21 protein-coding genes are annotated in these 23,627 nt (G+C 62.1%); 7 read left to right on the top strand and 14 right to left on the bottom strand.

Annotated elements, in window-relative coordinates; all coding sequences use genetic code 11:
• Positions 1-33 precede the first annotated feature (33 nt).
• On the bottom strand, positions 34-1,860 hold the full coding sequence (locus tag MO486_RS13565) for a hypothetical protein (RefSeq protein ID WP_242908797.1): 1,827 nt from the start codon (positions 1,858-1,860) through the stop codon (positions 34-36).
• Positions 1,857-2,774 (bottom strand): hypothetical protein, encoded by a 918-nt coding sequence (locus tag MO486_RS13560; RefSeq protein WP_242908795.1) that lies wholly within the window; start codon positions 2,772-2,774, stop codon positions 1,857-1,859. Before MO486_RS13560 ends, MO486_RS13565 begins: the two co-directional genes overlap by 4 nt.
• Positions 2,775-3,012: 238 nt before the next feature.
• Here MO486_RS13560 and MO486_RS13555 point away from each other — a divergent pair, with 238 nt between their 5' ends.
• Positions 3,013-3,372, top strand: a complete 360-nt coding sequence (locus MO486_RS13555; RefSeq protein ID WP_242908793.1) for a hypothetical protein — start codon at positions 3,013-3,015, stop codon at positions 3,370-3,372.
• A 212-nt stretch (positions 3,373-3,584) separates the two neighbouring features.
• Here the strand turns inward: MO486_RS13555 and MO486_RS13550 are convergent, their stop codons facing one another.
• Together MO486_RS13550 and MO486_RS13545 are read right to left on the bottom strand one after the other, a co-directional pair.
• Entirely contained in the window at positions 3,585-5,273 is a 1,689-nt protein-coding gene (locus tag MO486_RS13550; RefSeq protein WP_242908791.1) for a tetratricopeptide repeat protein, read from the bottom strand.
• A 273-nt stretch (positions 5,274-5,546) separates the two neighbouring features.
• Positions 5,547-5,813 (bottom strand): hypothetical protein, encoded by a 267-nt coding sequence (locus MO486_RS13545; RefSeq protein ID WP_242908789.1) that lies wholly within the window; start codon positions 5,811-5,813, stop codon positions 5,547-5,549.
• A 204-nt stretch (positions 5,814-6,017) separates the two neighbouring features.
• On the opposite strand from MO486_RS13545, the gene MO486_RS13540 reads away from it, so the two are divergent.
• Complete coding sequence (locus MO486_RS13540) at positions 6,018-6,761, top strand: class I SAM-dependent methyltransferase (RefSeq protein ID WP_242908787.1); 744 nt, start codon at positions 6,018-6,020, stop codon at positions 6,759-6,761.
• Between the two features lie 48 nt (positions 6,762-6,809).
• On the opposite strand, the gene MO486_RS13535 is transcribed toward MO486_RS13540, so the two are convergent.
• The 6 genes from MO486_RS13535 to MO486_RS13510 all read right to left on the bottom strand — a co-directional run bounded on the left by MO486_RS13535 (position 6,810) and on the right by MO486_RS13510 (position 16,332).
• A complete protein-coding gene (locus MO486_RS13535) occupies positions 6,810-9,896 on the bottom strand; it encodes a type I restriction endonuclease (protein WP_242908783.1) in 3,087 nt (1,028 codons plus the stop codon).
• 12 nt (positions 9,897-9,908) lie between these two features.
• The gene (locus tag MO486_RS13530) at positions 9,909-11,009 is read right to left on the bottom strand and encodes a DUF4268 domain-containing protein (RefSeq protein ID WP_242908780.1); all 1,101 of its coding nucleotides are present in this window, start codon (positions 11,007-11,009) and stop codon (positions 9,909-9,911) included.
• An 85-nt stretch (positions 11,010-11,094) separates the two neighbouring features.
• Complete coding sequence (locus tag MO486_RS13525) at positions 11,095-12,411, bottom strand: restriction endonuclease subunit S (RefSeq protein ID WP_242908768.1); 1,317 nt, start codon at positions 12,409-12,411, stop codon at positions 11,095-11,097.
• Entirely contained in the window at positions 12,408-14,360 is a 1,953-nt protein-coding gene (locus MO486_RS13520; protein WP_242908766.1) for a class I SAM-dependent DNA methyltransferase, read from the bottom strand. The genes MO486_RS13525 and MO486_RS13520 overlap by 4 nt, the downstream gene beginning before the upstream one ends.
• Positions 14,361-14,411: 51 nt before the next feature.
• Complete coding sequence (locus tag MO486_RS13515; protein ID WP_242908764.1) at positions 14,412-14,741, bottom strand: hypothetical protein; 330 nt, start codon at positions 14,739-14,741, stop codon at positions 14,412-14,414.
• Between the two features lie 88 nt (positions 14,742-14,829).
• Positions 14,830-16,332, bottom strand: a complete 1,503-nt coding sequence (locus MO486_RS13510) for a serine hydrolase domain-containing protein (RefSeq protein ID WP_242908762.1) — start codon at positions 16,330-16,332, stop codon at positions 14,830-14,832.
• A 209-nt stretch (positions 16,333-16,541) separates the two neighbouring features.
• Between MO486_RS13510 and MO486_RS13505 the strand changes: the two genes are divergently transcribed.
• From MO486_RS13505 to MO486_RS13495, 3 genes are all read left to right on the top strand, one after another.
• A complete protein-coding gene (locus MO486_RS13505) occupies positions 16,542-17,129 on the top strand; it encodes a hypothetical protein (RefSeq protein WP_242908761.1) in 588 nt (195 codons plus the stop codon).
• Positions 17,130-17,418: 289 nt separating this feature from the next.
• Complete coding sequence (locus MO486_RS13500; protein ID WP_242908759.1) at positions 17,419-17,808, top strand: hypothetical protein; 390 nt, start codon at positions 17,419-17,421, stop codon at positions 17,806-17,808.
• Between the two features lie 74 nt (positions 17,809-17,882).
• Positions 17,883-18,248 carry a hypothetical protein gene (locus MO486_RS13495; RefSeq protein ID WP_242908757.1) on the top strand — a complete coding sequence of 122 codons (366 nt, stop codon included), beginning with the start codon at positions 17,883-17,885 and terminating at the stop codon, positions 18,246-18,248.
• Positions 18,249-18,890: 642 nt separating this feature from the next.
• Here MO486_RS13495 and MO486_RS13490 read toward each other — a convergent pair.
• Together MO486_RS13490 and MO486_RS13485 are read right to left on the bottom strand one after the other, a co-directional pair.
• Positions 18,891-19,457, bottom strand: coding sequence for a zf-HC2 domain-containing protein (locus MO486_RS13490; protein WP_242908755.1), 567 nt, complete (start codon positions 19,455-19,457; stop codon positions 18,891-18,893).
• On the bottom strand, positions 19,454-20,032 hold the full coding sequence (locus tag MO486_RS13485; protein WP_242908753.1) for a sigma-70 family RNA polymerase sigma factor: 579 nt from the start codon (positions 20,030-20,032) through the stop codon (positions 19,454-19,456). Before MO486_RS13485 ends, MO486_RS13490 begins: the two co-directional genes overlap by 4 nt.
• Positions 20,033-20,126: 94 nt before the next feature.
• On the opposite strand from MO486_RS13485, the gene MO486_RS13480 reads away from it, so the two are divergent.
• A complete protein-coding gene (locus tag MO486_RS13480; RefSeq protein WP_242908751.1) occupies positions 20,127-20,915 on the top strand; it encodes a hypothetical protein in 789 nt (262 codons plus the stop codon).
• A gap of 189 nt (positions 20,916-21,104) precedes the next feature.
• Here the strand turns inward: MO486_RS13480 and MO486_RS13475 are convergent, their stop codons facing one another.
• Together MO486_RS13475 and MO486_RS13470 are read right to left on the bottom strand one after the other, a co-directional pair.
• On the bottom strand, positions 21,105-21,476 hold the full coding sequence (locus MO486_RS13475; RefSeq protein WP_242908749.1) for a hypothetical protein: 372 nt from the start codon (positions 21,474-21,476) through the stop codon (positions 21,105-21,107).
• A gap of 78 nt (positions 21,477-21,554) precedes the next feature.
• Positions 21,555-22,562 (bottom strand): sigma-70 family RNA polymerase sigma factor, encoded by a 1,008-nt coding sequence (locus MO486_RS13470; protein ID WP_242908747.1) that lies wholly within the window; start codon positions 22,560-22,562, stop codon positions 21,555-21,557.
• 178 nt (positions 22,563-22,740) lie between these two features.
• Between MO486_RS13470 and MO486_RS13465 the strand changes: the two genes are divergently transcribed.
• Positions 22,741-23,532: an SDR family oxidoreductase gene (locus tag MO486_RS13465; protein WP_242908745.1), complete on the top strand. Its 792-nt coding sequence runs from the start codon at positions 22,741-22,743 to the stop codon at positions 23,530-23,532.
• Positions 23,533-23,627 lie beyond the last annotated feature (95 nt).

Here is a 23,627-nt window from a genome sequence, read left to right as displayed (position 1 = left end):
AGGCGGCGTCTGTGCGAAAGCTCATCGCGATGATCACCTCACCGCTTTAGTCGTCCTGACGATATACGCCGGCCTGAAATTGCCCTTGAGCCGCGTCCCTCGTCCAACATCAGCCTTCAGCACATACCCGACGCCTTTCTCCGGTTGCAGGTGGATGCTGTAGTGGTACGCAACGCCCTTCTCGACGACCGGTTGCGAAAGACGCTTGAACTGGCCGACTTGCTTGCCGCGGGAATCGAACACGCTGACGCGCATGACTTCTTCGCCGGGATTGATGAAGATGTCGATGCCGCACATCGGGCACTTCAACCACCACCAGGGGTCATAGATTCCGAGGCACAGCTCCGGACGCCGGACGCAGATGTTGCAGAAGCCCGGCGACCTGTCGCAGATGCCCGACTTGACTTCAAAGAAGTAGGGGTCAATGGACGGCGTGACCTCCATGGTGTGCGCGGCATCCGCATACAGCTTGTGCGCCACCCAATCCACCTCACGCTGGAATTTGACCCCGTCCAGGAAGTTGGCCTTGTCCGGATAGTTGCTCGTGGAGAACATGCCGACGAAGTTGCTATCGGAGGCGACCAGGGACGCGTAGTCACCGATGTAAGGCCAGTAAGTTGCTGCGGGCGTGCTGGCGCTCTGGCGTGCAAGCAGCGTGCCCGGGGTTGGAAAGTTTGTCGCATCCAGGTCAGTGGAACGGGTGAAACGGGTTTCCCAGTTACCCGACACCACGCTCTGGTACAGGACACCGGTGACCCCGCTGTCGTTGATCGCGATCTGCGGATTCATCGCACTGGTCACCGTCAGCAGGTCATCCGACCAGTCCACGCCGCGGTTGATCGATCGCCGCACATGGATCGTCTCGCTGTTGGCCCCATTCGAATCTCCCCAGGCGACGTAGACGCGGTCGCTATTGCTCGGGTCAACCGCGATCGAAACGTTGCTCGCACCCAGGCGGTTCTGGCCCATGTTGCCGGAAGCCAGGGTCAGTGCGCCGGTGACGAAGCGGCCCGCGACGGAATCGCTGGGATCGGTGAGGTCGGCGAAAGGCGAAGGTCCGATGCCCCAGTTGTCATCGCGCACCACGACCAGTCGCGGTGAACTGCTCCAGTCATGCAGGAACGCCGCGTACACGGTGCCATCACTGTGCGGCGCCGCGACCTGCGCAAACCCGTCCTGGCAGGCGGTGTTGCGCGCTTCGATCACGTCCAGCGCGAAGGTCGGTCCCGCGATTTTCGCGTCCTGCGAAACATCGAGCGTGGACGTGCGACCGGACGGAACCCCGCACCCGTATCCATCGTTGAACCCGACGTAGAGCTTGTCCTGCCCGGCACCAGTTTGCGAGATGGTATGTGGCTGATCGACATTGCCGGTGCGCGTGTCCATGACGGTCATCAACGTCGAAGAGTAAGCATCCTGCGCGCGCAGCACCGTCATCGGCCGGCCGCTGTTGGTGGACCTGAGGATGCCGCCGTACAGCCAACTCGTGGTGTGCGCTGGCGCACCGCTGAGCGTCGAGCTGAAACTGAGCGTGATGTCTCCGGTTGGAAACCCCGATCCCAGCAGGCTGGGCACGATGAATGCCATCGACCAGTTGTTGCCGTTGTCGTTGGACATGTAGATCGGCGCAGTCGCCGTGACCATGGGCGCCCCGGTCAGGTTGTCCCAGGTGAAAGCCGCACCAGCCATCCGCGCCGCATTGTTAGGGTCGGTGGTGATGGTGGGTTCCGCATCCTGGACGGTCTCGCCGCTACGCGAGTTGGGCACCATGTTGACCAGGCGGGTTTTGGCGGCGAATGCAGGCAGCGTGCACGCGGCGAGGGCAAGCGCCAGCGCCGACGTGTGGATGATGGTCCTCATGGATTGTTCTCCTTGGCGCGCGCAAGCAGGTTGCGAACACGCGCTTCATCCTGCGATGGCAGTACATCGGATGGTGCAGTCACCACGTAGGCCCGTTGCCGGCCTATCAGGCGGGCGATATCGCCGTATTCCTCGTGGTTCTCCCGATCCGGTGCATGCGCGATGAAAACGGCATCCTGCCCAGCCCTCAACTTGGGGGCGTTGAACCAGACGATGTCGCGACTGGACGGAAACAGGATGTTCACCGTCCTTCCGGCCTTGCCGTCTTGCAGCGCCGACTCGATGCGAACCGTCGCGACCCGCCATTCCGGATCGTGCTCGCTGGACGGCTCTGACGTGCCTTTGCGCCTGGTCGCGCGGGCATCGAGCGGCTGGATCTTCTCCACATGGCCGCGGAACACCAGGGCCGCAGTGGCGAGACGGTCATGCACGGGTCGATCCCGACGTGCTTGCGCGCCACGTTCCATTTCGGAAGAGAGCGCCTGAGCGCCTGCCCGGGATACGACCTCGCCTTCGTCGGCGATCGTCAACGTTCGCCCAACGAACCGCGGATTGCCAAAAAACAACGCCACTTCCCCGACTTTCAGCCGCTTCGAATCAGCGAGGATGACGGTGGCAGTGCGTCCGGTCTGATCACCGGCGATCTCGCTGCCAGCGTCCATACGCAACACCGAAACCACCACGGTCTGATCGGACGCCGCCAGCAACGGCTCGTCGCTGGCGTGCGTCTTCAGGACCTTGCCCTGGATGACGATGGCCGAACGCTCGCGCAGCGACTCCACACTTTGCTCCTGCGCGCAGGCCGCTTGACCGACAAACGCGGACAACAGGAGTAGCGGAGGAATGAGTGGCGATCGGCCACCACCGACCCGCGCTCGGCGGGTATTGCCGGACGTGAAAGTACTGAATGACATGGAACCTCCCTGGCTTGCGCCGTATGTCCTTATGGGCGGCGACACTGGCGCCGCGACGGGCACAGCACCTCGGTGCGGTGCTCACAGGGGCACAACGCGGAGCTGCGGCTGGGCCGGACAGTGCAGGACAGGGATTTACGAAGGGCGAAGTCGCCTCACGCGGTGACGACAGGTCACACACGAGACGCTCACCGCCAGCGAGCTAGGCTCCGTACGCTCAATGACCGGGACTGCGCACATGCTGCAAGTCGCGACGATTCTGCTGGGGATCACAGCCTTGGGCGGACTGCTCATGGCGGGGATTCGTTTTGCAACCAAGACCAATCCCCCTGCATGGCTAGCCATGCTGCACGGCTTGCTCGCCGCATCCGGCTTGACCTTGCTGATCTATGCGATCTGCATGATGTCCGTGCCGTCGCTGGCGATACTCGCGCTGCTGTTGTTCCTCGCCGCTGCCTCAGGCGGCGCCGTGATGAGCCTCGTCTACAAATGGCACCAGCGCCTGCTGCCTGCCTGGCTCGTCATCGCACACGCCATCACCGCAGCTATCGCCTTTACGTTGCTGGCGGTGGTCGCCTTCGCATCGCCTGCTGTTTAAGGCTCGGCCTTGCAACGATGCTGGACAAAAAAAGCCCCGCGATGCAGGGCCTTTGCTCGTCATTCCCGCGAAGGCGGGGCTTTCAACAACCGAATGGCTGGTCATCTAGTGACCTTGCTCGGTTCTTCCTTCCGCGCAACAGCGGCAGAAGCTGCAACTCCACCGACAGTTCGTAGGATGGGTTGAGCAGTGGGCGATGCGCCCATCACTAGCTAGCTACCGGCCGCCCGCGCCTCCTGCAACGCCGGCGCTCGCGTTCCCTTCCCCGCAATCTTGATCAACGCTTCATAAAATCCACGCGCCTGTGCCTTGTCGCCGAGCGCACTCGCCGCCCGCGCCGCACCCAGCACACTGTTGAAACGGTTCGGATAAAGCGTCATCCCACGCTGGTACGCCGCGAGCGCTTCGCCAGGTTGCTTCTGCTCCATCAGCAAATCGCCCAATTGCTCGTACGCCGGAAGCGTGGGCCCCGGTGTCACCGGGTGCTTCGGCGTTGAAGTCTCGAGTTCGGCGGCCTCGCGCATCAGCGCCACGCTGGATTCGCGTTGCCCTGCGGCGTTGGCGATCCACGCGCTCAATTCGAGGCGGAGCACCTGGATGTTGCGGGCGAACAGATCCTCACCCGCCTTGCGGGTCGCCGCTTCAAGCACCTCCAGCCGCGCGACTACCGCTTTCGCATCATCGGCCTTGCCCACGCGCACCGCACCCAAACCGTGCGCGAATTGCGCGATGGCTTCCGGCCATGCGAAGCGGTCCCAGTCGAGGATCGCCGGCTCGCGCGGAACAATCGCCGCCGCCTCGTTCCATGCCCGCCGCTCCAGTGCGTAGCGCGCCTGCGTGGACGCCAGGTGGAACGCCGTCTTGAAACTCGGTTCCAGGTGCGCCGTCGCGCGCAGCCGTTGCAACTGCGCAGCGGCGGACGCGTCATCGCCCTGCTGCAGATACGCATAGACCAGATATTCGATCGCATGCGGGAATTCGTCCCAGACGAATTGCCCCTTGTCGCCGGCGGGGTGCTGCAGCGCCGCCTCCGCCGCGCGCAGGTTGCCGCGCTCCACCGCATCCCAGTCGCCCAGACGCGTGTAGATATGCGTCGGCATGTGCAATGCGTGCGGATTGTTCGGCGCCACGTGCTCGTACTTGCGCAAGATGTCGAGCGACTCGCGTTCGCGACCGGGCACGTCGTTGGCGTGGACGAGGTAGTGCATCGCACCCGGATGGTCCGGATTCTTTTCGTACACGCGCAACAGGATGGCGGCGGCCTTGTCCGGGTTGGTGCGCGACAGGGCATTGGCAGGCGCGGTGGCCAGCAGCGCCAGCGCCTGGAATGCCGCCACTTCGGAATCGTCAGGCAACGCCGCATACAACTTGGCCGTCGCCTCCTGCCACCGGCGGATGCGCAGCCAATAGTCGGACGATTCCGGTTCGAGGAAGAACGCCTCCGCCGCGGCCACGAACAACCGCTCCCGCTCGGTCGGCGGCTGCAACGCCTTCGCCTTCTGCACTTCCTCCCATCCCCGCTGCAGTTCGGGCGGACGCGGTCGTGTCGGCCATAACGGCTGGAACAGCGTCACCGCCACGCCCCAATGCGCCATCGCGCAGTCGGGATCGGTCGCAACCACCTGCTCGAACGCCGTACGCGCCTGCGGATACGTCATGTGATGCAACAGCGCCATCGCGCGGTTGAATTCCGCCCGCGCCGGCGCGGAGCAGCTAACAGGAAAATCCACCGTCCCCAGCGCGTGCCCGGCATGCTGCTGCCCCTGCCCGTTCGCCGTGCCAACGCCCATCAACAGGGCCAGCATCGCCAAGCCGGTGCCGAAGACCCGCAAGGCAGGACGACGTGCGCGCGCCCCTGATGTCGTATCTGTTCCGGAACCAGTGCGCTTGCCGTTGACCATGGGTATCTCCTCGTTCGCTGCATCGCGATGTGGTCGAGTCCCGAGGCTGCAGCGCTCAGCCACTGCAGATGCAGGCGCAACGTCGGGCTCCGTGGCTACCAACGCCTTGCGCATCGACAATCGGCCAGCCCGTAGGTGGGCTTCAGCCCACCGCTTTTCGGTCGCCGCGATGGCGGGTCAAGACCCGCCCTACGATCTGTGGGAGCCCCTGTGGGAGCGACGTAAGTCGCGATCAAAGCCCCGACTAGCATGACCCCTTCGGATCGTCGTGACCTACTCCTCCGGCGGAGGCTGCAACTTAACCGCCAACTCCTCCAAATCCCCAATCACCTTCTCCAACGCCTCATAGAACTGACCCTGACGCTCCATCAGATCCTCGATCTTCTCGGTCTGCTTCAGCTTGGAAAGCTCACCGTCGAACAGCAGCCACTCCCGCGTCAGCATCTCCACGTTGTTCTTGGAGTAATGCCGCATCTCCTTGAGCTGCGACAGCGTATCGGTGACGTGATCGAGCGGGGTCTTCGGGTTTTCCTCGGACATGACGAGCTCCTTCGCGGGAAAGGTGACCACCGCCCGATGGTACCTAGGGCACGTGAATGCCGATGTCATGAAACCCTGTGGGAGCCCCTGTGGGAGCGACGTAAGTCGCGATCAGAGCCCCAAGCAACGCCGACGGCCCAAGTCGCGTGAAAAACCCCTTACCCTCACGCCTATGCATTGGCCACTGGACACCCCGGCGCCCCAATGAACGCATCCCCGCCCCAGCCAATGGATGCCGAGCATGACCTGCTCGAGCACAACCGCCGCTTCTACGACGGCCTATGGAGCAGCGCGCGCCTAACCGACCCTCAACGTTTCAACACCTGGCCACTAGTCAGCCGCCTAACCTCCAACGCCACACACCGCCTCGAAGTAGCCCCTGGCCTACGACCACGATTTCCCCTTCACGGCACCCACTTCGTAGACATCAGCCCGCCAGCACTGCAGCGCCTGCAAGCCAACGGCGCCAATGCCGTGCAAGGCCGCGTGACCGCACTACCCTTCCCCGATGCCACGTTCGATGCAGTCTGCGCCATGGACATCATCGAACACGTCGTCGACGACGATGGCGTACTCGCCGAACTTGCCCGCGTCGCCAAACCCGGCGCGGCCGTGCTGCTGTCAGCGCCACTGCATCCGGCGAGCTGGACCGCGTTCGACGACTTCGTCGGCCACTACCGCCGTTACGAACCGGAACAGTTACTGACAAAGATCCGCGCACACGGTTTCACCCTCGAACACAGCGCGATCTACGGCATGCAACCGAAGTCGTCGTGGCTGCTGGACCTGGGCATGTGGTTCCTCACCCATCGGCGCGAGCAGGCGATGCGGTGGTACAACCGGACGCTGCCGCTGTTTGCGCGGTTCCAGAAGCCGCTTGCGTTGGTTTCGGGGATGGTTGGTACTGCAGAGGTGGATGAGGTGCTGCTGGTTTGCCGTAAGGACTGATTGCCGCCGGTGTGGAAATGAACCTGCCCTTCGTTCGCCTTGGGCGCGCTACCGTGAAGACTCGATACCACCAACCCCTGCCTTTTGCTTGAAAGCGTCATAGACCAAGTCCAGCACCAGATCCGCGAATTGCTGCTTCTTTCGCTGATCCCCTAGGACTTGCTCGGCCATGGATTGATAGTTGTCCAACCCTTCAATGACCGAATCTTCGAGAGCGGCGTTGAAGTCGCCTAACGCGAACTGCGCCTTGGTGTTGCTCGCCGCCTGCTGCGCCAACGTATCGTTCTCCAACAACTTGCCGGTGATGTGCTGCACATAAGCCACAGTATCGCTGTCGGTCAGATCACCCTCGAATAAATCGTTGAGCTTCTTGACCAGTTCGGACAGCCGCACTTTCTCATCCTGATGCGCCTCCCCGCTGCCGAGTTCTGTGATCGGCTTGAGCTGATATGTGGCCGGGTCATCATCGACTCCGAGGGGAATGCCGCCCTCCTGTCCTTCTCGCAGCTTGTAGTGCGTCAGCTTGACGCCGGACAGGTCGACCGCTTCGCCACGGCCCTGCTCGCGAATCCACGGGATCAAGCATTTGAAGAAGTGGTAGCGCTTCTCCAGATCGGTATCGCCATAGTTGATGATCTGCGAGAGGAAGTCGTACATCCGCACAAAGCTGCCCAGGTCGCGGACGAACTGTTCCAGTGCATCCTCGGCCTCGCTATCGTCAGACTTGCGTGCGTCATCCAGCTGACCGCGAAAACGATCCACAGCGGGTGCGATGAACGGCTGCAATGCCTTCTGCGTGCCCTTTGGGTCGAACCACGCATTGGCAAAGCCATCGACTTCGCTGGGCGTGTAGATCAGCTTGCCGTCTAGCTTGGCTTGCAAGTCATGGATCAGGTTCGGGTCGGACACGCCGGCCAGCTGCGCAGTACGGTAGTACGGCTCGAACGACTTGCGGATCTCATCCGCATCGTTGACGAAGTCGAGCACGAAAGTTTCCTTTTTGCCTGGGTACATGCGGTTCAGGCGCGACAGCGTCTGCACCGCGCTCACACCCGCCAGCCGCTTATCCACGTACATCGCCACAAGCTTGGGTTGGTCGAAGCCGGTCTGGAACTTGTTGGCCACCAACAACAACTGGAACTCTCCAGTTGCAAAGCCCTCGCGGATGTCGCGTTTGCCCAACGCCGGATTCATGTTGTTCTCGGTGAACTTGTCGGGCCCGCTATCCAGGTCATGGACCTCGCCGGAAAACGCCACCAGCGCCTGGATATGCCCGTACTTGTTCTCGGCCAGGTACTTGTCCATCGCCAGCTTGTAGCGCACGGCCTCCTTGCGCGATGCAGTCACCACCATGGCCTTGGCCTGTCCATCCAACCGCCCGCCGATGTGCTGGCGGAAGTGCTCGACGATGATCGCGACCTTCTGGCTGATGTTGTACGGATGCAGGCGCACCCAACGCGCCAGCTGCTTCATTCCCTCGGACTTCAAGACGGCGGTGTCGTCGTAATCCTTGCCGTTGTGCGCCAGCTTGTAGGCCAGCTTGTACGGAGTGAAGTTGAGCAGCACGTCGAGGATGAACTCCTCCTCGATCGCCTGGCGCATCGAATAGACATGGAACGGTTCTGGCTTGTTGTCGTCCGAGGCCGGGCGCGCCGTATCCGGTCGCCGACCGAACAACTCGATGGTCTTGGCCTTGGGTGTGGCGGTGAAGGCGAAGAAGCTGATGTTGCCCGGTAGCGTGCGTGCCGCCATCTCGGCCAGCATCAGGTCTTCGGCACTGACCTCGACGCCCTCCTCTAGTTCTTCCGCTGTCAGCACTTCCTTGAGCTTGCGGGCCGCGGCGCCGGTCTGTGAGGAATGCGCCTCGTCAGCGATCACCGCGAAGCTTCGGCTCTTGAGGTCGGCCTCGCCCTTGATCGCCTCCAGCACGAATGGGAAGGTCTGCAACGTCACCACGATGATTGGCGTGCCATCGATCAAAGCCTGCTTGAGCTGTCCCGACTTGGCACCGTCCTTGGCCTCGATGGTCTTGACGAAACCGGTCTTGTGCTCGATCTGCGCAATCGCTTCCTGCAGCTGCGCATCCAGCACTGCGCGGTCGGTGATAACAATGACGCCGTCGAACACCTTGTCGTCGTGCGTGTCGTGCAACACAGCCAAACGATGTGCCAGCCACGAGATCGAATTCGTCTTGCCCGAGCCGGCCGAGTGCATGACCAGATAGGTGTGGCCCGCACCTTCTGTACGTGCGGTCGACACCAGCTTGTTCACTGCCTCCCACTGGTGGAAACGCGGGAACAGGAGCGTCTCCTTGATCTTCTTGCTGCCCTTGTTGTCGACTTCTTCCTTGCGTTCCAGATGCAGGAAGCTGCCGAGGATCTCCAGCCACGCATCACGTTGCAGCACCCGTTCCCACAGATAGGCAGTGCGATAGCCATCGCTGGGCGGGTTGCCCGCACCCTCGTCATGGCCCTGGTCGAACGGCAGGAAGAACGTGCCCTTGCCGGCCAGCCTAGTGGCCATTGCCACCCGATCGGTGCTGACCGCGAAGTGCACCAGCGCGCGGCGGTTGAACGCCAGCAGCGGCTCGTCCTGCTTGGCCACCGGGTCACGCGGCAGGCGCGCGTCGCGGTACTGGCGCGTGGCATCCGCCAGCGTCTGGGTGAAATCGGTCTTCAGCTCAGCGGTTGCCACCGGAATACCGTTGATGAAAAACACCAGGTCGATCGAGTTGTTGTGGTGCTGCGAGTAGTGCACCTGCTGCACCACTCGCAAGCGATTGGCGGCATAGCGCGCCTGCGAATCAGGGTTATGGCCATGAGCCGGGCGGAACTGACACAGGTCGAAACGTGCGCTGTGGTCCTTGAAACTCTTGCGCAGCGCTTCCAGCGGACCGACCTTGTCGAGCAGTTGCGCGACGCGCTGCTGCAGCTGCCTCTCGGTATCGCCCTTGTGCCAGGCCTCCAGCTTGGCCCACTCGTCCTTCTGGGTGTCCTTGAGCCAGCCGATGAGGTCCTCGGGATACAACGCCAGAGCCTTGTCGTAACCCTTGTCGTTCGTTGAATGCAGCCAGCCGTGCGCGGCGAGGTGCTGGCAGATCTCGCGCTCGAAATTGAGTTCCTTATGCAGGTTCATGTGGGAGCTACCTCAGACGTTTAGTCGCTGGACGGGTTCCCGTAACGCATTCGCCAACCGCACCATCGCGTCGATAAGGATGTCCTGATAGTCAGGCCACTGTTCTTCGGGCAATGTCCAGCCGCCCGGAAACTCGAAACAGAGACGAGAGCCGATTCGGTTGGGAAGGGATTGCCATTCGAGAGGAGCACCAAACTTTTTCTCGATCGCTTCCTTCTGAGCGAATAGCTGCTCAAAAGCCCGATCTGAACGCTCACCGTCGTCGCCGGGCAATCGTACGTAGCACTCCACGCGCCCGAAGTCCTGGGCAAGACTGAGATTTAGGCCGAATCCAGAGCGGCCAATACCGGCACTTAGCCAGTGGTCCGTCGTCGCACTGCGGTTCGTCAAGAGGTTAGTTTTCGGCCTGGATCGATCGATCAGCTGAGCCCAGAACTGCCTGAGAATCTGCTGCCTACCATTGACCACCTTGCGCTTTTCCTGCTCACGCTCACGCACGCGTACGACATAGTCCGCCGCTTCAGGTAGCGGAATGATCTGACTGACATCCAACAGCACTTGCCCATCCAATCGATACGGCTTCAGGCGAATACATGTGATGTCCAGCTCCTGCTTGTTGAGCCACATAACGGAAGTGGTCAACTCGGTCGAAAAATCAGCGGCCACAAGGATCATCCGAACCTTGTCAGACAAGGCACCTTCATCAACCGAGGGAAGATCGAGGAACTCTAGGATCTCGCGCTGTGCCTTGGCCTCGGCATCATCCCCACCGAGGGTGCGCGCATAAGTCGCCACCGCCCGCTCCAGCGTCATGCTGGAGACCATCGCCGCGTAGCGAATAGCTTGGAGCTCCATGTGACCGCCGTCTTCGGTGCGTTTGAGCTCCACCACGACAAGGCTGGCATCCCGGTCCAAACAAAGCAGGTCGATGCGTCGCTGGCTGGCGTCCCACTCCGCGAACTCCTCCGCGATCACCATGATGTCTTCGCCCAATGGGCTGATATCGGCACGCAACAATCGTTGCAAGTCGCGGCGTTCCAGCAGACGTTCGCTGGCAAAGGTTGTTTCGGCAACGGGCTGAAGGGAGCTATCGGTTACTCGGTAAATCGGCATTTACTTCCCCTGATTCTTCTTGCCGTTGATCGTTTATTTAGCCGCCAACCAACTTGCTCATCAAGTTAACCAGCACACCCTCGTCTCACGCGGCTTGCCTCACGTCGATTTTGCCGGTGACAGCGGCCGATATCAGAGCCGCCCGATGCTCCCTCGAAAGAGCGACCATTCTTTGAGTTTGATCGATCAGGTGGTCGATTTTTGTCGTTTCGCTATCGAGGAAGTCGGCGATTTCAACTTGCTCGTCCGTTGGGGGCACAACGACGAGGAGGTTCATCGCCGTTCCTACATTGAAATGCTGTTGGATTGCGCCACCTGACCCTTCTGAGAACTGCCGGACTGCCACATCGGCCGCCAAATACCAACAAAGATATTTTTGGCAGCCTTCGACCGGCTTCCGGATGATGATCAGATCAATGCAGTTGCACCCATCTAGTTCCGCAGGGATGACCGCAGTGGTCCCTGGCTGGCCAGTCCGCACCGCAACCAAGTCTCCAGACCTGAGCCTTGACTTGGACAGCAGGCGGTTGGAATCATCCGAGATGTATACAAGGTTGGATTGATCAATAAATCCTGGCCGTATGTTCAGCGATCTCAGAGTCGGAACACCGGATTCAACGTAATGCTTCGCGGGTTCAACGACGATTCCAACGGTAAGCGCGCTAATGCGTTTGAGTGGGTGCACATGCCAATGTGCCGGCACCTCGCCCAGCCACTCCACGCCGCTGTCCTTCATCGACACAGCCGGGTCGAGGCCCTTGGTGACGGCGCGGGTGATAAGGGCCTGGCGCCTTTCCTGAAGCAGCTCGACTAGCCGCTGCTGCTTGGTGATCAGGGTGTCGATGCGAGAGGTTTCGCGGTCGAGATAGCGAACTATCTCAATTTGTTCATCACCAGTCGGGTAAGGAGTTAGGGCAGACTGAACTTTCTCGGCCGTGAAGTGAGCGATTGTCGACTTGTTGCACAGCGCATCAATGTATCCAGCATCCTTTACTGCCCGGAGCCAGTAGTAGAGGAAGCGCGCGGTGTTGGGCTCATAAGCTCTAACCCGATTGACCGAATTCTGAAAGCCAAGCTCTCCATTAACAGGCCCTGCTATGACTGCCCGACCGACATCACCGCCTTCGCTTACGAGAAGGTCACCTTGCTCGATCTGCAGACGGTGCAGTTCCGTTGAACTGAACCACATCGTTTTCAGGTCATCCAAGTCCAGCCCCGTTGGCTGGATATTCGCGGCTCTGAGATACGGCGCCTCCAGATCAAGAGTGGTTGCTGGCGCCCGCTTGAGCATCTTGCCCAGTACAACTTCGTAGCCGCGCTTAATTGGTCCAGCATCCCAGTGCGTCGGTATCGTGCCGATCTCGGGTAGGCCCGTATCGCGATATTCGGGATAAGTCCTCATGCAGAAGCGACCTCCCCCAGCAACTCCATGATCTCCGCCGACAACGCCTTCAGCTCGGTATCGATCTCCTCCAGCGGCCGCGGCGGCACGTACTGGTAGAAGTGACGGGTAAACGGAATCTCATAACCGATCCGGGTCTTGTCATGGTCGATCCATGCGTCAGCCATATGTGGCAACACCTCGCGCTCGAAGTAAGCCTGGATGTCGTCGGACAGTGGCACGTTCTCGGTGTCGCGCAGGTCGCTGTCCGGCTCGGGGCGACCTTTGCTGTCGGTGCAGGCTTCGGCGTGTTCGTCGCGTTCGCCCAACGTTTCCCACAGGGCCTTGAGTTGCGGCGGCGCCAGCGTCACGCCGGCAGCGGCAATGGTCTTCTTCGCGTCCTTCAGGAACGCCTCACGGCTGCTCCATTGCCTCTTCGCGCCCAGCTTCGCCAAGGCTTGCTTGAGCGCGTCGAGGTCATCGCCGAGTTTCGCCAGCGGCTTGCTCGTATCCAGTCGCGACAGGCGCTCGGCGCTAACGGCGAAGTTGAGCCGCAATGGGCGTTCGACGGTGATGGTGGAGTAGCCGAAATCGCGGGTGTCGAAGATCTTGCTGTGCTCGGTCGGCGCGTAGTCGCCATACAACTTGACGATGCGATCGATGTCGCCTTGTCCCAGTTCCTTTCGCTTGGAACCCAAGCTCTTGCGCATCTTCTGGAAGAAGTCGACGCCGTTGATCAGAATGACCTTGTCCTTGCGCGCCTTCGGCTTGTGGTTGGACAGGATCCACACGTAGGTACTGATGCCGGTGTTGTAGAACATGTCCGTGGGCAGGGCCACGATGGCATCGAGGTAATCGCTCTCCAGCACCCATTGGCGGATGGCGCTCTCGCCCGATCCGGCGTTACCGGTGAACAATGGGCTGCCGTTGAGCACGATGCCGACGCGGCCGCCGCCCTGGCTGACCGGGCGCATTTTGCTGAGCAGGTGCATCAGGAATAGCAGGCTGCCGTCGGACACGCGCGGCAGGCCCGGGCCGAAGCGGCCGTGGAAGCCTTTCTTCTCATGCTCGTCACGAACTGCTTTCTCGACCTTCTTCCACTCCACACCGAACGGTGGATTGGACAGTCCGTAGTCGAAATGCGCGCCGGCGTGGGCGTCGTGCGACAGGGTGTTGCCCAGCGCGATGCTCTCGATCTTCTGACCCTTGATCAGCATGTCCGCCTTGCAAATGGCGTAGGACTCTGGGTTCAACTCTTGGCCGTGCACCACCAGCTTGGCGTCAGGGTTAAGGACGCGCAGGTATTCCTCGGCGACCGACAACATGCCGCCGGTTCCTGCGGTCGGGTCGTACATCGAGCGCACGGTGCCGGGCTTGGTCAGCACCTTGTCGTCAGGGTTGAACAACAGGTCCACCATCAGGCGGATGACCTCGCGCGGGGTGTAGTGCTCGCCCGCGGTCTCGTTGGACAGTTCTGCAAACTTGCGAATCAGCTCCTCGAAGATCATGCCCATCTGCACGTTGCTGACGTGCTTGGGGCTGAGGTTCACCTTGGCGAACTTCTGCACGATCAGGTACAGCAGGTTCTCCTCGTCCAGCTTCTCGATCTGGCGGGAGAAGTCGTAGCGTTCGAAGATGTCGCGCACGTCGTCCGAGAACCCGGCGAGGTAGGACGCCATATTCTTGCGGATGTTGCCGGGGTCGGCCAGCAACGTGACGAAGTCCAGCTTCGATGTGTTGTAGAAGCCGTGCTTGCTCTTCTTCGTCAGGAACGGCTTGAGGTCAATCTTGAGCTTCTTGCGGTCGGCGTATTCGGCCAGCACCGCCGCCTTGGTCGGAGCCAGCACGCAATCCAGGCGACGCAATAGGGTGAACGGCAGGATGACCTTGCCGTAGTCGGATTGCTTGTAATTGCCACGCAGCAGGTCGGCGACAGACCAAATGAAAGCGGATAGCGCGGATTGGTTCATTACATTCCTGCGAATTCGAAGGTTTTTGGCAGATTTGGCCGACAGGCTAGCTCAACTGTAGTTGACGAAGTTGTTCCATGCATCGATGGCCTCTTCTGCGGCCTCGGAAGGTTCCTGGCCTCCTCGTTCTGTTCCCCGGATGCGCCAGTGGGTGGTCAAGAGGGGTGACGCGTCGGAGGCGTTCTGCCGCAAGGCGCTGGACGTGATGGCCGAGAACACCGGGATGCTGTCGCGCGACCTCGACATCGAGGAAATGCGCCGCGACCTGGCCGCGCACGATGCGCTCAACACGCGGCTGGTGCGGTTGCAGCGCGTGATGGAAAAAGCCAACGACACCGAGATGGCGTTGGGCAGCGACGGAAAACAGGGGTCAGAGTACATTTTTATGAAATGGTTCTCTGACCCCTGTTTTCCCTGTTTTCACGCGAGGCGCGTGCCCGCGCCTCGGTTTTTTTGCGCCTGTCCGGATTCATTCGCGCACGTAGTACGCCACCGAATCCGCCTCCGGTATCGACACCGACACTCCGCGCACCTTGCCCCAGGCATCGCGGCGGAAATCGAACACGAACATGTAAAGCCCGGCCTGCACGAATTGCGCCGGCCCCAGCGGCAGCAGCGGCTGCGGCTTGTCCTGACCCGGCAGTACGATTTCTGCTGCATCGCCAGTGATACGCACCTGGAGGGATTCGTAGTCGAAGTTGTCGGCCGACGCGCGGCGCAGATCCATCGGCACGGTGGCGTCGAGCCGGTAGCTGCCGGCATAGTCCGGCGATGGCGGCACGCGCGGCGCCACGCTACGCAGCAACGGACGCGCGCCCAGGCCGATCGCGTCAGCCAGCGCGTTGCGGATCTCGAAGGACAGTTGGGTGCCATTAGTGCCGTTGGTGAGGATCACAAAACCGTCGCCGGTTTCCGGATACCCCTCCAAGTAGGCCCGGTAGCTGTCGTTGGCGCCCATGTGGAAGAAATGCCGTCCCAGGCCGACACCGCCCAGGCGCGGTCCCAGGCCGAACGGGCCCGGTGACACTGGCGTCATCATCGCCGTGGCCAGTGGCTGCAGCAGGAAATCGGTACGCCCCTGGTAGCTCTTGATCAGGCCGCCCACGAGCCGCCCCAGATCGTTCGCACTGGTCCACAGGCCCGACGCCCCGGCCTCGGCGAAACTTTCCCAGCCGCGCGGCAACGCGGCCGGCGCACCGTCGCTGTTGTGCGCTTTGGCGATGTTGCCGCGCGCGGCGGACAGCGGGCTCTCGAACGTGCTGCGACGCATGCGCAGCGGCGCAAACAGTTGTTCCTCGGCGAGACGTTGCAGCGGTTTGCCGGTCGCATCCTCGATGACCGCCTGCTCCACAGTGACGCCGCCGCCGGAATAATCGTTGACTAGGCCCGGCGCCCATTTGAACCGCACCGCCTCGCCCTTGGCTGGCTTTTGTCCGTCGAGCACCTGCACCAGGGTCGGCAACGGTTCATTGGGCTGGTAATCCGCGAACCCGTGCAAGCCCAGCCCGGCGGTGTGCGACATCAGCATACGCAGGCTCACCCGCGGCTGCGGTACTTCGGCGGAGGCCGGCAGTTCCCAGCGCTTGAGGTAATCGTCGACATTGCGATCCAGATCGAGCCGCCCCTGCGCCACCAGTCGCAGCGTCGTCGTCGCCGTTGCGACCTTGCTGATCGAACCGACCGAGAACAGTGTGTCCCCATCGACCCTGTCCTGCGTACCGGCCTCGCGCACGCCGTAACCGGCCACCTGCACCACTTCGCCATCCTTCAGCACCGCGACCGCCACCCCGGGCACCTTGTAGTGGCGCATGCGCTCGTCCAGCGACCAGCGTGGTACCGCCTCGCCCGGCGCGGTCACGCTGGGGCGCAAACCATGGTCGAGGACGGCGAGCGGATTAGGCGTGGCCGATGTCTGCGCTTGCGCGGCGGTGGCGGCGGCGAGCGCGGCCAAGGCCAGCCAACGCAGACGCATTGCAGGGAGGCGGTCCGCGGCGGAACCGAGCCCGCGCTGAGTGAGGGTGGTGGGCACGGGATTCCCTTGCGATGAAGGAAGGCCAGCGTGGCGGGAAGCGGTCGCTTGGGCTATGTGCTTCTAGTAATGGGTCATACCGGCATTCCGTTGATCGCCCGCTTTGCCGATGGCCTCCTTGCGGATTGGGAGGCCCAAAAACAGGGGTCAGAGTGCATTTTCTCATCGACATCGAGGAAATGCGCCGCGACCTGGCCGCGCACGATGCGCTCAACACGCGACTGGTGCGATTGCAGCGCGTGATGGAAAAAGCCAACGACACCGAGATGGCGTTGGGCAGCGACGTGGTGGTGATGGCGCTGGAGCGCTATGCCTTCCTGAAGATCGCCGGCAAGGGCGAAGGCCTGCACGGACTGCGCAGGACGCGGGCAAGCGCTTCGAGAACAACGGGCCGCGCAAGGTGGAAGCGGAGCCGGTGCCGCCGGCGTAAACGCTGGTCTGACTGCAATGAAAAAGCCCCGCACGCCGCGAGGCTTTTTTTGAGGCTGTCTGTCTGGCCGTTTACGGCCGGGAGTCGCCGCTTGGTCAAGGCAACGGGTCAAGGGATCGTCGTCTTCTGTCAATATCTGCCGGACTGCGAAAAAGCTTCGGAAGAAGCTGGCTTGATGACCAACTGCACCATCGGGACGATGTATCTCCAAAACGCGGGATTCAACGTGGCCTTGCTCCAAAGCGACATCAGGGCGGTGGCCAGAAACGGCTACGCGCTGACACGCGGAAATCCCAAAGAATCAAAATAGCCAGAGACGGTGCATGAAGAAGCCCACCAAAAATAGTTGCGCGATTCTGGCGCTGTTGCCTTTGGCGCTGCTGTGCGCATCTTGCACGCAAGGAGACCGCACAGCGCCACGACAGGCGTCTGCGCCGGACACAGATCCAGCACATTCCTCCGTCGCGGCTGAGTCGGACATGGAGGCACTTTCCTCAAGCGCATCTGCCTCCTCGGCAGCACCGCCGGCTGGTGTCCCCTCGCAGTCTCATAGCTCCCCATCCAACGGCCCCGCGACGTTACCTTCGCCAGAAGCAGTGATGGCCGAGTACCTCGACGAGACAGCGGAGAACGGCGCCGGGAGCGCACCCACGATAGGTCGTCAGAACCACGCAGCCTTCCTCGCCGAAGAGCGCGATGTCTCCTGGGCCGACTATGTCGAAGCGCGTTTGCGCGACTATTTTTCCCGTCAGCGCGTCAGCAGCTTCAACATCATCGGTCTGGAATGCCGTTCCACGCTGTGCGAAGTGCTTGCCGTTAACCGGAGGCCGCAAGGGACATCAGTCGATGTCGACAGCTGGCAGGACGTGATTTATGCCATGAAGCGTGAGCCATGGTACCAACCTGCCCAGATACGAGAACCGGAGATCGAGTTCGGGCTTTCCAAGGACGGCCGTGTGGCGATCTTGACGCATCTGGTGCGTAAATGAATCGGAGCTTATCGACGAGTGTGGCTGGGCTGATCATCGTTTCGTCCCTTTCTGCGTGCGCGAAACGGGAGGAGATGGTCGAAGTCGTGACGTCGGAGGCGATGCTCAGGAACAGAGTCGCCAGCCAAAGCGCCCTGCCGAAGTTCGATCAAACCGTGCTCGGAAAACGGGATTGCGGCTTGGCTGTGCTTGAGGTTGCGCTTCGCAAGGACGGCGAACTGCTGCATGCGAGCATCCTGGAGGCACCCACCGCAGCCATCGGCGACCAAGTTCGCCTCGCGGTATCGCATTGGCGATTCAAGCCGATTCAGGACGAGCGGATGTTTATCCTGAAGGGAAAACTTTCCTTCTATCTGATAAAGGAGCAGTCAGCCGTCACGACAGTCAACCCTGAAGAAGTGGGATTCATCGGCACTTGCAGTTCACCATCGACCATCTAGAAGGATATGGATATGATTTCGTTCAAGTCTTGGGCGCTTACCGGTGTGTTGGGGCTGTTCTCCGTCGTCGCCGTCGTCGCAGCGGCTGCGCCAGCAGCCGCCCTTCCCGTTGGCTGTTACAAATGTTTCTACACGAGCGGCGGCGGCGGGACCATGGGGTGCAAGAGCGGATACACAGCGGGTGGCAGTGGTTGCGTAATCAGCGGCAGTAGCTGCGGCATTACCGGGCAATGCGGGGTCTAAACTCGCTTCAGATCCGCACAAGCTCGAGGGCCTGCAGCGGTGCAGGCCCTGTTTTACGCACCAGCGCCGAACCGAACGTATGCAGGCGCATCATTGATCCCAAGTTGAACAACATTGCCCTGGCGACTAATACAGGGTTCGGGAGTCTATTTGGTGCTCTACCGCCCCGCCCCCTATTCGCCGTCGGCTCACCAGGTACTCACCCGGCCAAGGCGCAAGGTCGAAAAAGTACGTGGGCGTCCGCAATGAACGAGCCGGCGTAAAGGGCTGGTTGGAATGCAATAAAAAAAGCCCCGCAGTGCGGGGCTTTTTTTGAGCTTGTCTGGTTGCTTGCGGCCAGTAGCGGAGCGATATCCGTCGTCCTTCGCAATGGCGTTGATGGGTATCGCCAGGTTCGCGTCACTGCCACGGACTATGGCGGAACGTGTAGCGCCCGATCTCGCGACTGCCGTCGTCCTCGACCGCCAGCAGCCGCAACTGCATCTCGTGCGCCGGCAACTCGCGCAACTGGGCAATGCGGATGGCGAGCACGACTTCACCGCTCAACGGATCGAAAGGGACATCCGGCAGGTGTTCGGTGGCGCCATCGGACGGCTCGGCGATGAGGTCGAGACGATGCACGCCCTGCAGCGAAGCCTGCAGGCGGCTGACCAGCACCTCGTCGTCAGGCGCCACGGTGCAATTGACGCTGTCGCCGGGCAGCACGCGGTATTCACGCACGTGCATGTCCCGTTCCGCCAGCCGCGCCACGAAGCCCGCGCTGACCACTGCGCTCACCTCGCCCGCCGCGAACGCTTTGCGCACGCCGTGCCCGAGCGTAGCGATGCGATCGGCCTGTGCGCCGCAGGCGTCGCACTGCATCAGGTGCTCGTCGACGGCCTGCGTTTCGGCTTCGCCGGCATCGCCGAACCAGTAGTCCACCAGCCGGTCGAAGGCGATGTGTTTGCCGCTGTCCATCGTATTCATGGGTTGGCTCCCGTCGACTCGACGCAGTCGCGCAGCCTGGCGATGGCGCGGTGCCGGATCACCCGCACGTTGCCGGCGGAGAGTCCCAGCGCAGCGCCGACATCGCCGGCTTCGCGTTCCTCAATGAAGCTCAGCAGCACCACGGATCGTTCGCGCTCGGGCAGGCGTTGCAGGCAGTCGGCCACGCGCTGGTGGCCGGTCCATGGAGCGTCGTCGGCGACATCCGGCAGCAGCGCTTCGCCGTAGTACTGCAGCAGCTCCTCGCGACGTCGCGCCCCACGGCGAAGTTCCAGCACCGTGAGCCGGCACGCGCCGAGCACGAACGACAGCACGCGCTCCGGTTCCCTCAGCTGGCCGGTGCGCAACTGCTCGAGGGTGAGTGAGATGACGTGCTGCATGAGGTCGTCGGCTGCGTGCGGATCGCGCAGGTGACGCAGGCCGTAGCGGCGCGCGCGCGGCGCGAGCAGGCGGTACAGCTCGGCTTCGGCGTCGCGCGCCTGCCCGGGCGCGGCCGCGACGATGCGTCGGGCGAGCACCGCCTCAAGTCCCTCCACACCTGTTTCCACCACGCTCATGGCGCGCAGCATAGCGTCGGGGCGGGGATGTGGCATCGCTGTAACGCCCGGCCTCCCGGGCACACGTCCTGCTACCAACCCCAAGGAGACGTCGATGCTCACCAACACCCAGTCCGGCACCAACATCCACGAGATCGAGGACGGCATCTACCGCATCAACACGCCCGTTCGGCTCCCGGACGGCCAGTCCTTCAACTTCAACCAGTACCTGGTCGTAGACGATGCGCCGCTGCTGTTCCACACCGGCCCGCGCCGGATGTTCCCGCTGGTCAGCGAGGCGATCGCCCGCGTGATGCCGTTGGAGCGATTGCGCTACATCGGCTTCTCGCACGTCGAGTCGGACGAATGCGGTTCGCTCAACGAGTTCCTGGCCGTGGCGCCGCAGGCGGTACCTGTGTGCGGACAGATCGCGGCGATGGTGTCCGTCGAAGACATCGCCGACCGCGCCCCGCGCGCACTCGCCGACGGCGAGGCGCTGTCGCTCGGCCGCCGCTCGCTGACCTGGTTCGATACCCCGCACCTGCCGCACGGCTGGGAATGCGGGCTGATGATGGATCTCGCCACGCACACGTTCTTCTGCGGCGACCTGTTCACCCAGCCTGGCGACGGTACGAAAGCGCTGATCAGCAGCGACATCCTCGGCCCCAGCGAAGCCTTCCGCGCGCCGATGGACTACTACGCGCACGCACCCAACACCGGCGCACTGCTCGAACGCCTCGCCAGCATGAATCCGCGCACGCTCGCATGCATGCACGGCAGCGCATGGCAGGGCGACGGCGGCACGCTGCTACGCGAGCTGGCGCGCGCGCTTGCGGCGGACGTGGTGCGGGATGGCGTCGAACGACCCACGATCGCGCACGCTGGCCACGTTCCAGTCGCCTGACGACGGCCGCGGAAATGTCACTCCTACCATCAAAGCATCGCAGGGCGGGTTCAACCCGCTCAGCCTGACTGCCAGCACTGGAACTGACCGACGACGATCGACTGCAATGAAAGGGCCCCACATCTGCGGGGCTTTTTTGGGTCGCTCAGTCGCGTGGCGACTACGGCGTCGTCAATGACACATTGACGATCAGAAGATCGCGGCTTGGTGTTCGGACAGCTCAAAAAAGTCCTGGACAACAGCCACTGCACGGTCTTCGTCGAACTCGCCGCAGGTGTAAATGATGGTCGACATGAACCGTGGGTTGACCCATGCGGCAACGTAGATTCCGGAATCGATCAGCGGCACGAACCCATCAAAGCCTTCGTTGAGGGCCTGGCCCTCGCCACTTGTTTTGTGAATGATCGGATCACCGTAAGTGCGGAGACCGAGGTCTTGCGTAATGCGCTGAAAATAATTCAGCAGAGCGTCGTGAGTGACCTCAATCCGAAAAAAACCTTCGATCAGGAGCCGCTTTCGAAAGATGTGCGGGGCGATGGTCGTGAGCGCTGTCCGGTTCATGTCTGGTAGGACCCTTCGTACGTTTAAGCCTCGACGTCGAGGCAAGCATTCAACTATTGGGACCAGCAGTAAAGTCAGCTATCGACTCGGCAGCGATCGCGGTAGCCCGAACCACGGGAGCACGATGTTCTCGAAGCGGGTCATGGCACAGATCCGGTCACCGGAGAGGGTGAGGACGAAGAGGCCGACTCCGTGCGCAATACCGTCAGGGGCGCGCAAGTAGGCTCCGAACGCCGGCTGGCCGTTGGCACGTGTCGGAACAAGATCGAACCTGCGACCCGAGCCGAAGATGCTGGCGAAGAAGCGGGTTACGACGTCTCGGCCCTCGTACTCGAATGGCATCGGTGGCATCGAGACAAAGACGTCATCGGTCAGAAGAGACACGAGCGCGTCGAGATCGGCCGACTCGTAGGCGCGGGCGAACTTCGCCACGATCGCATCCTCGGAGGATGCATCGCGGGCGGGAGGTCGTTCGCGATCGGCAGCCGTCGATTGTCGACGCTGCAGGCTGGCGCGCGCCCGCTTGAGGGCGCTGTCGACCGAATCGAGAGTCGAGTCCAGCATGTCCGCCACCTCGTTCGCACGGAGTCCGAGGACGTCGCGCAGGATGAGGACAGCGAGCTGGCGAGGCGGAAGGGTCTGAAGGGCGGTCACGAATGCCAGGGAGATGGATTCGGTCTGCTCATATCGGGCCTCCGGGCCGAGCGGTGCGCCGATCGCACCTTCGAGAAGGGCGTCGGGATATGGCTCCAGCCAGACGACTTCGCCGAGCCGGGTCGGTTCGGGCGGTTCAACGTGGGGCACGTCCCACTCCTTGGCTGGGCGTCGGCTGGCCGAGCGACGCGCATTGAGGCATCGGTTGGTGGCGATCCGGTAGAGCCAGGTGCGGATCGAGGCGCGTCCTTCGAACCCGGCAAGGCCTTGCCAGGCGGAGAGCACGGTGTCCTGGAGGGCGTCCTCGGCATCCTGGAAGGATCCGAGCATCCGGTAGCAGTGCACCTGCAACTCACGGCGGTACGGCTCGATCAGCGCTCGAAACGCCTCGTCATCTCCGGCCTGCGCCTTTGTCATCAGGTCGGCTGTCACCAGCTCCACTCGTGTCACCTCTCCCGCTCCTTATCGCACTTCCATCCTGCATGGACACCGGCCGAGTGGCGAACTGGGCGGTGGGTGGGCGCCCACTTTCCCGACGTCGCGGTGTCTACCTCATCGACGGCTCGGACGATCCGGACGTCGCCCACCCGGACACAGCAAGGAACCAGCGATGCTATTTCAAGACAAGGTTGCGGTGATCTACGGAGCCGGAGGTGCGATCGGCAGTGCTGTCGCACGCGCCTTCGCGTCTGACGGCGCCAAGGTTTTTCTCACGGGACGCCACCAGGCACCCGTCGACGTTGTCGCCAAGGAGATCGCTTCTGCTGGCGGATTCGCCAAGGTGGCGGAGGTCGACGCTCTCGACGAGGAGGCTGTGGACAGGCATCTGCAGTCCGTGATCGATCAGGCGGGACGCGTCGATATCTCGTTCAACGCGGTCGGGATACCGAATGCAAAGATTCTGGGATTGCCTCTGGCCGAGCTGGATGCCGGACAGTTCTCCCTGCCGATCACGGCTTACACGATGTCGTACTTCCTGACCGCACGTCTGGCCGCAAGGCGCATGGTGCCGAACAAATCGGGAGTGATCATGACCGTCACCGCACTCCCCTCGCGGATGGGCACCCGATTGAACGGAGGCTACGGTCCGGCGATGGCCGCCAAGGAGGCTCTCACTCGCGACCTATCCGCCGAGCTCGCACCTCAAGGCATCCGCGTGGTCGGTCTGCGACCACACGGCATGCCGGAGACAAGCACGATGAAGGAACTCTCCGACATCAAGGCCAAGGCAACGGGTATGACCTGGGAACAGTTCCAGCAGTACCTCGCGAGCATGTCCCACCCGCGACGGGTCATGAGGCTCGAGGAGATGGCCAACATGGCGGTCTTCATGGCGTCCGACAAGGCGAGCGGGATGACGGGAACTACTGTCAACCTGACCATGGGTAGCGTGGATGACTAATCGATTACTGTTTCGTAGCTCACCCGCGGAGCCTGTGCCGGCGTTAAGGCAAGCATCGAGCCGTGGCGATGGCTTTTTTTGGGCTGTTCGTCTGC

It is taken from the genome of Lysobacter sp. CFH 32150, from assembly GCF_022758295.1.
Lineage (GTDB): Bacteria > Pseudomonadota > Gammaproteobacteria > Xanthomonadales > Xanthomonadaceae > CFH-32150.
The sequence above is the reverse complement of the archived record's forward strand: the minus strand, read 5'-3'. Positions and strand labels throughout refer to the sequence as shown.

Coding starts and splice junctions, on each gene's coding strand:
- MO486_RS13565 (WP_242908797.1), bottom strand. CDS start 1,860: ATGAGGACCATCATCCACACGTCGGCGCTGGCGCTTGCCCTCGCCGCG.
- MO486_RS13560 (WP_242908795.1), bottom strand. CDS start 2,774: ATGTCATTCAGTACTTTCACGTCCGGCAATACCCGCCGAGCGCGGGTC.
- MO486_RS13555 (WP_242908793.1), top strand. CDS start 3,013: ATGCTGCAAGTCGCGACGATTCTGCTGGGGATCACAGCCTTGGGCGGA.
- MO486_RS13550 (WP_242908791.1), bottom strand. CDS start 5,273: ATGGTCAACGGCAAGCGCACTGGTTCCGGAACAGATACGACATCAGGG.
- MO486_RS13545 (WP_242908789.1), bottom strand. CDS start 5,813: ATGTCCGAGGAAAACCCGAAGACCCCGCTCGATCACGTCACCGATACG.
- MO486_RS13540 (WP_242908787.1), top strand. CDS start 6,018: ATGAACGCATCCCCGCCCCAGCCAATGGATGCCGAGCATGACCTGCTC.
- MO486_RS13535 (WP_242908783.1), bottom strand. CDS start 9,896: ATGAACCTGCATAAGGAACTCAATTTCGAGCGCGAGATCTGCCAGCAC.
- MO486_RS13530 (WP_242908780.1), bottom strand. CDS start 11,009: ATGCCGATTTACCGAGTAACCGATAGCTCCCTTCAGCCCGTTGCCGAA.
- MO486_RS13525 (WP_242908768.1), bottom strand. CDS start 12,411: ATGAGGACTTATCCCGAATATCGCGATACGGGCCTACCCGAGATCGGC.
- MO486_RS13520 (WP_242908766.1), bottom strand. CDS start 14,360: ATGAACCAATCCGCGCTATCCGCTTTCATTTGGTCTGTCGCCGACCTG.
- MO486_RS13515 (WP_242908764.1), bottom strand. CDS start 14,741: ATGTACTCTGACCCCTGTTTTCCGTCGCTGCCCAACGCCATCTCGGTG.
- MO486_RS13510 (WP_242908762.1), bottom strand. CDS start 16,332: ATGCGTCTGCGTTGGCTGGCCTTGGCCGCGCTCGCCGCCGCCACCGCC.
- MO486_RS13500 (WP_242908759.1), top strand. CDS start 17,419: ATGGCCGAGTACCTCGACGAGACAGCGGAGAACGGCGCCGGGAGCGCA.
- MO486_RS13495 (WP_242908757.1), top strand. CDS start 17,883: ATGGTCGAAGTCGTGACGTCGGAGGCGATGCTCAGGAACAGAGTCGCC.
- MO486_RS13490 (WP_242908755.1), bottom strand. CDS start 19,457: ATGAATACGATGGACAGCGGCAAACACATCGCCTTCGACCGGCTGGTG.
- MO486_RS13485 (WP_242908753.1), bottom strand. CDS start 20,032: ATGAGCGTGGTGGAAACAGGTGTGGAGGGACTTGAGGCGGTGCTCGCC.
- MO486_RS13480 (WP_242908751.1), top strand. CDS start 20,127: ATGCTCACCAACACCCAGTCCGGCACCAACATCCACGAGATCGAGGAC.
- MO486_RS13475 (WP_242908749.1), bottom strand. CDS start 21,476: ATGAACCGGACAGCGCTCACGACCATCGCCCCGCACATCTTTCGAAAG.
- MO486_RS13465 (WP_242908745.1), top strand. CDS start 22,741: ATGCTATTTCAAGACAAGGTTGCGGTGATCTACGGAGCCGGAGGTGCG.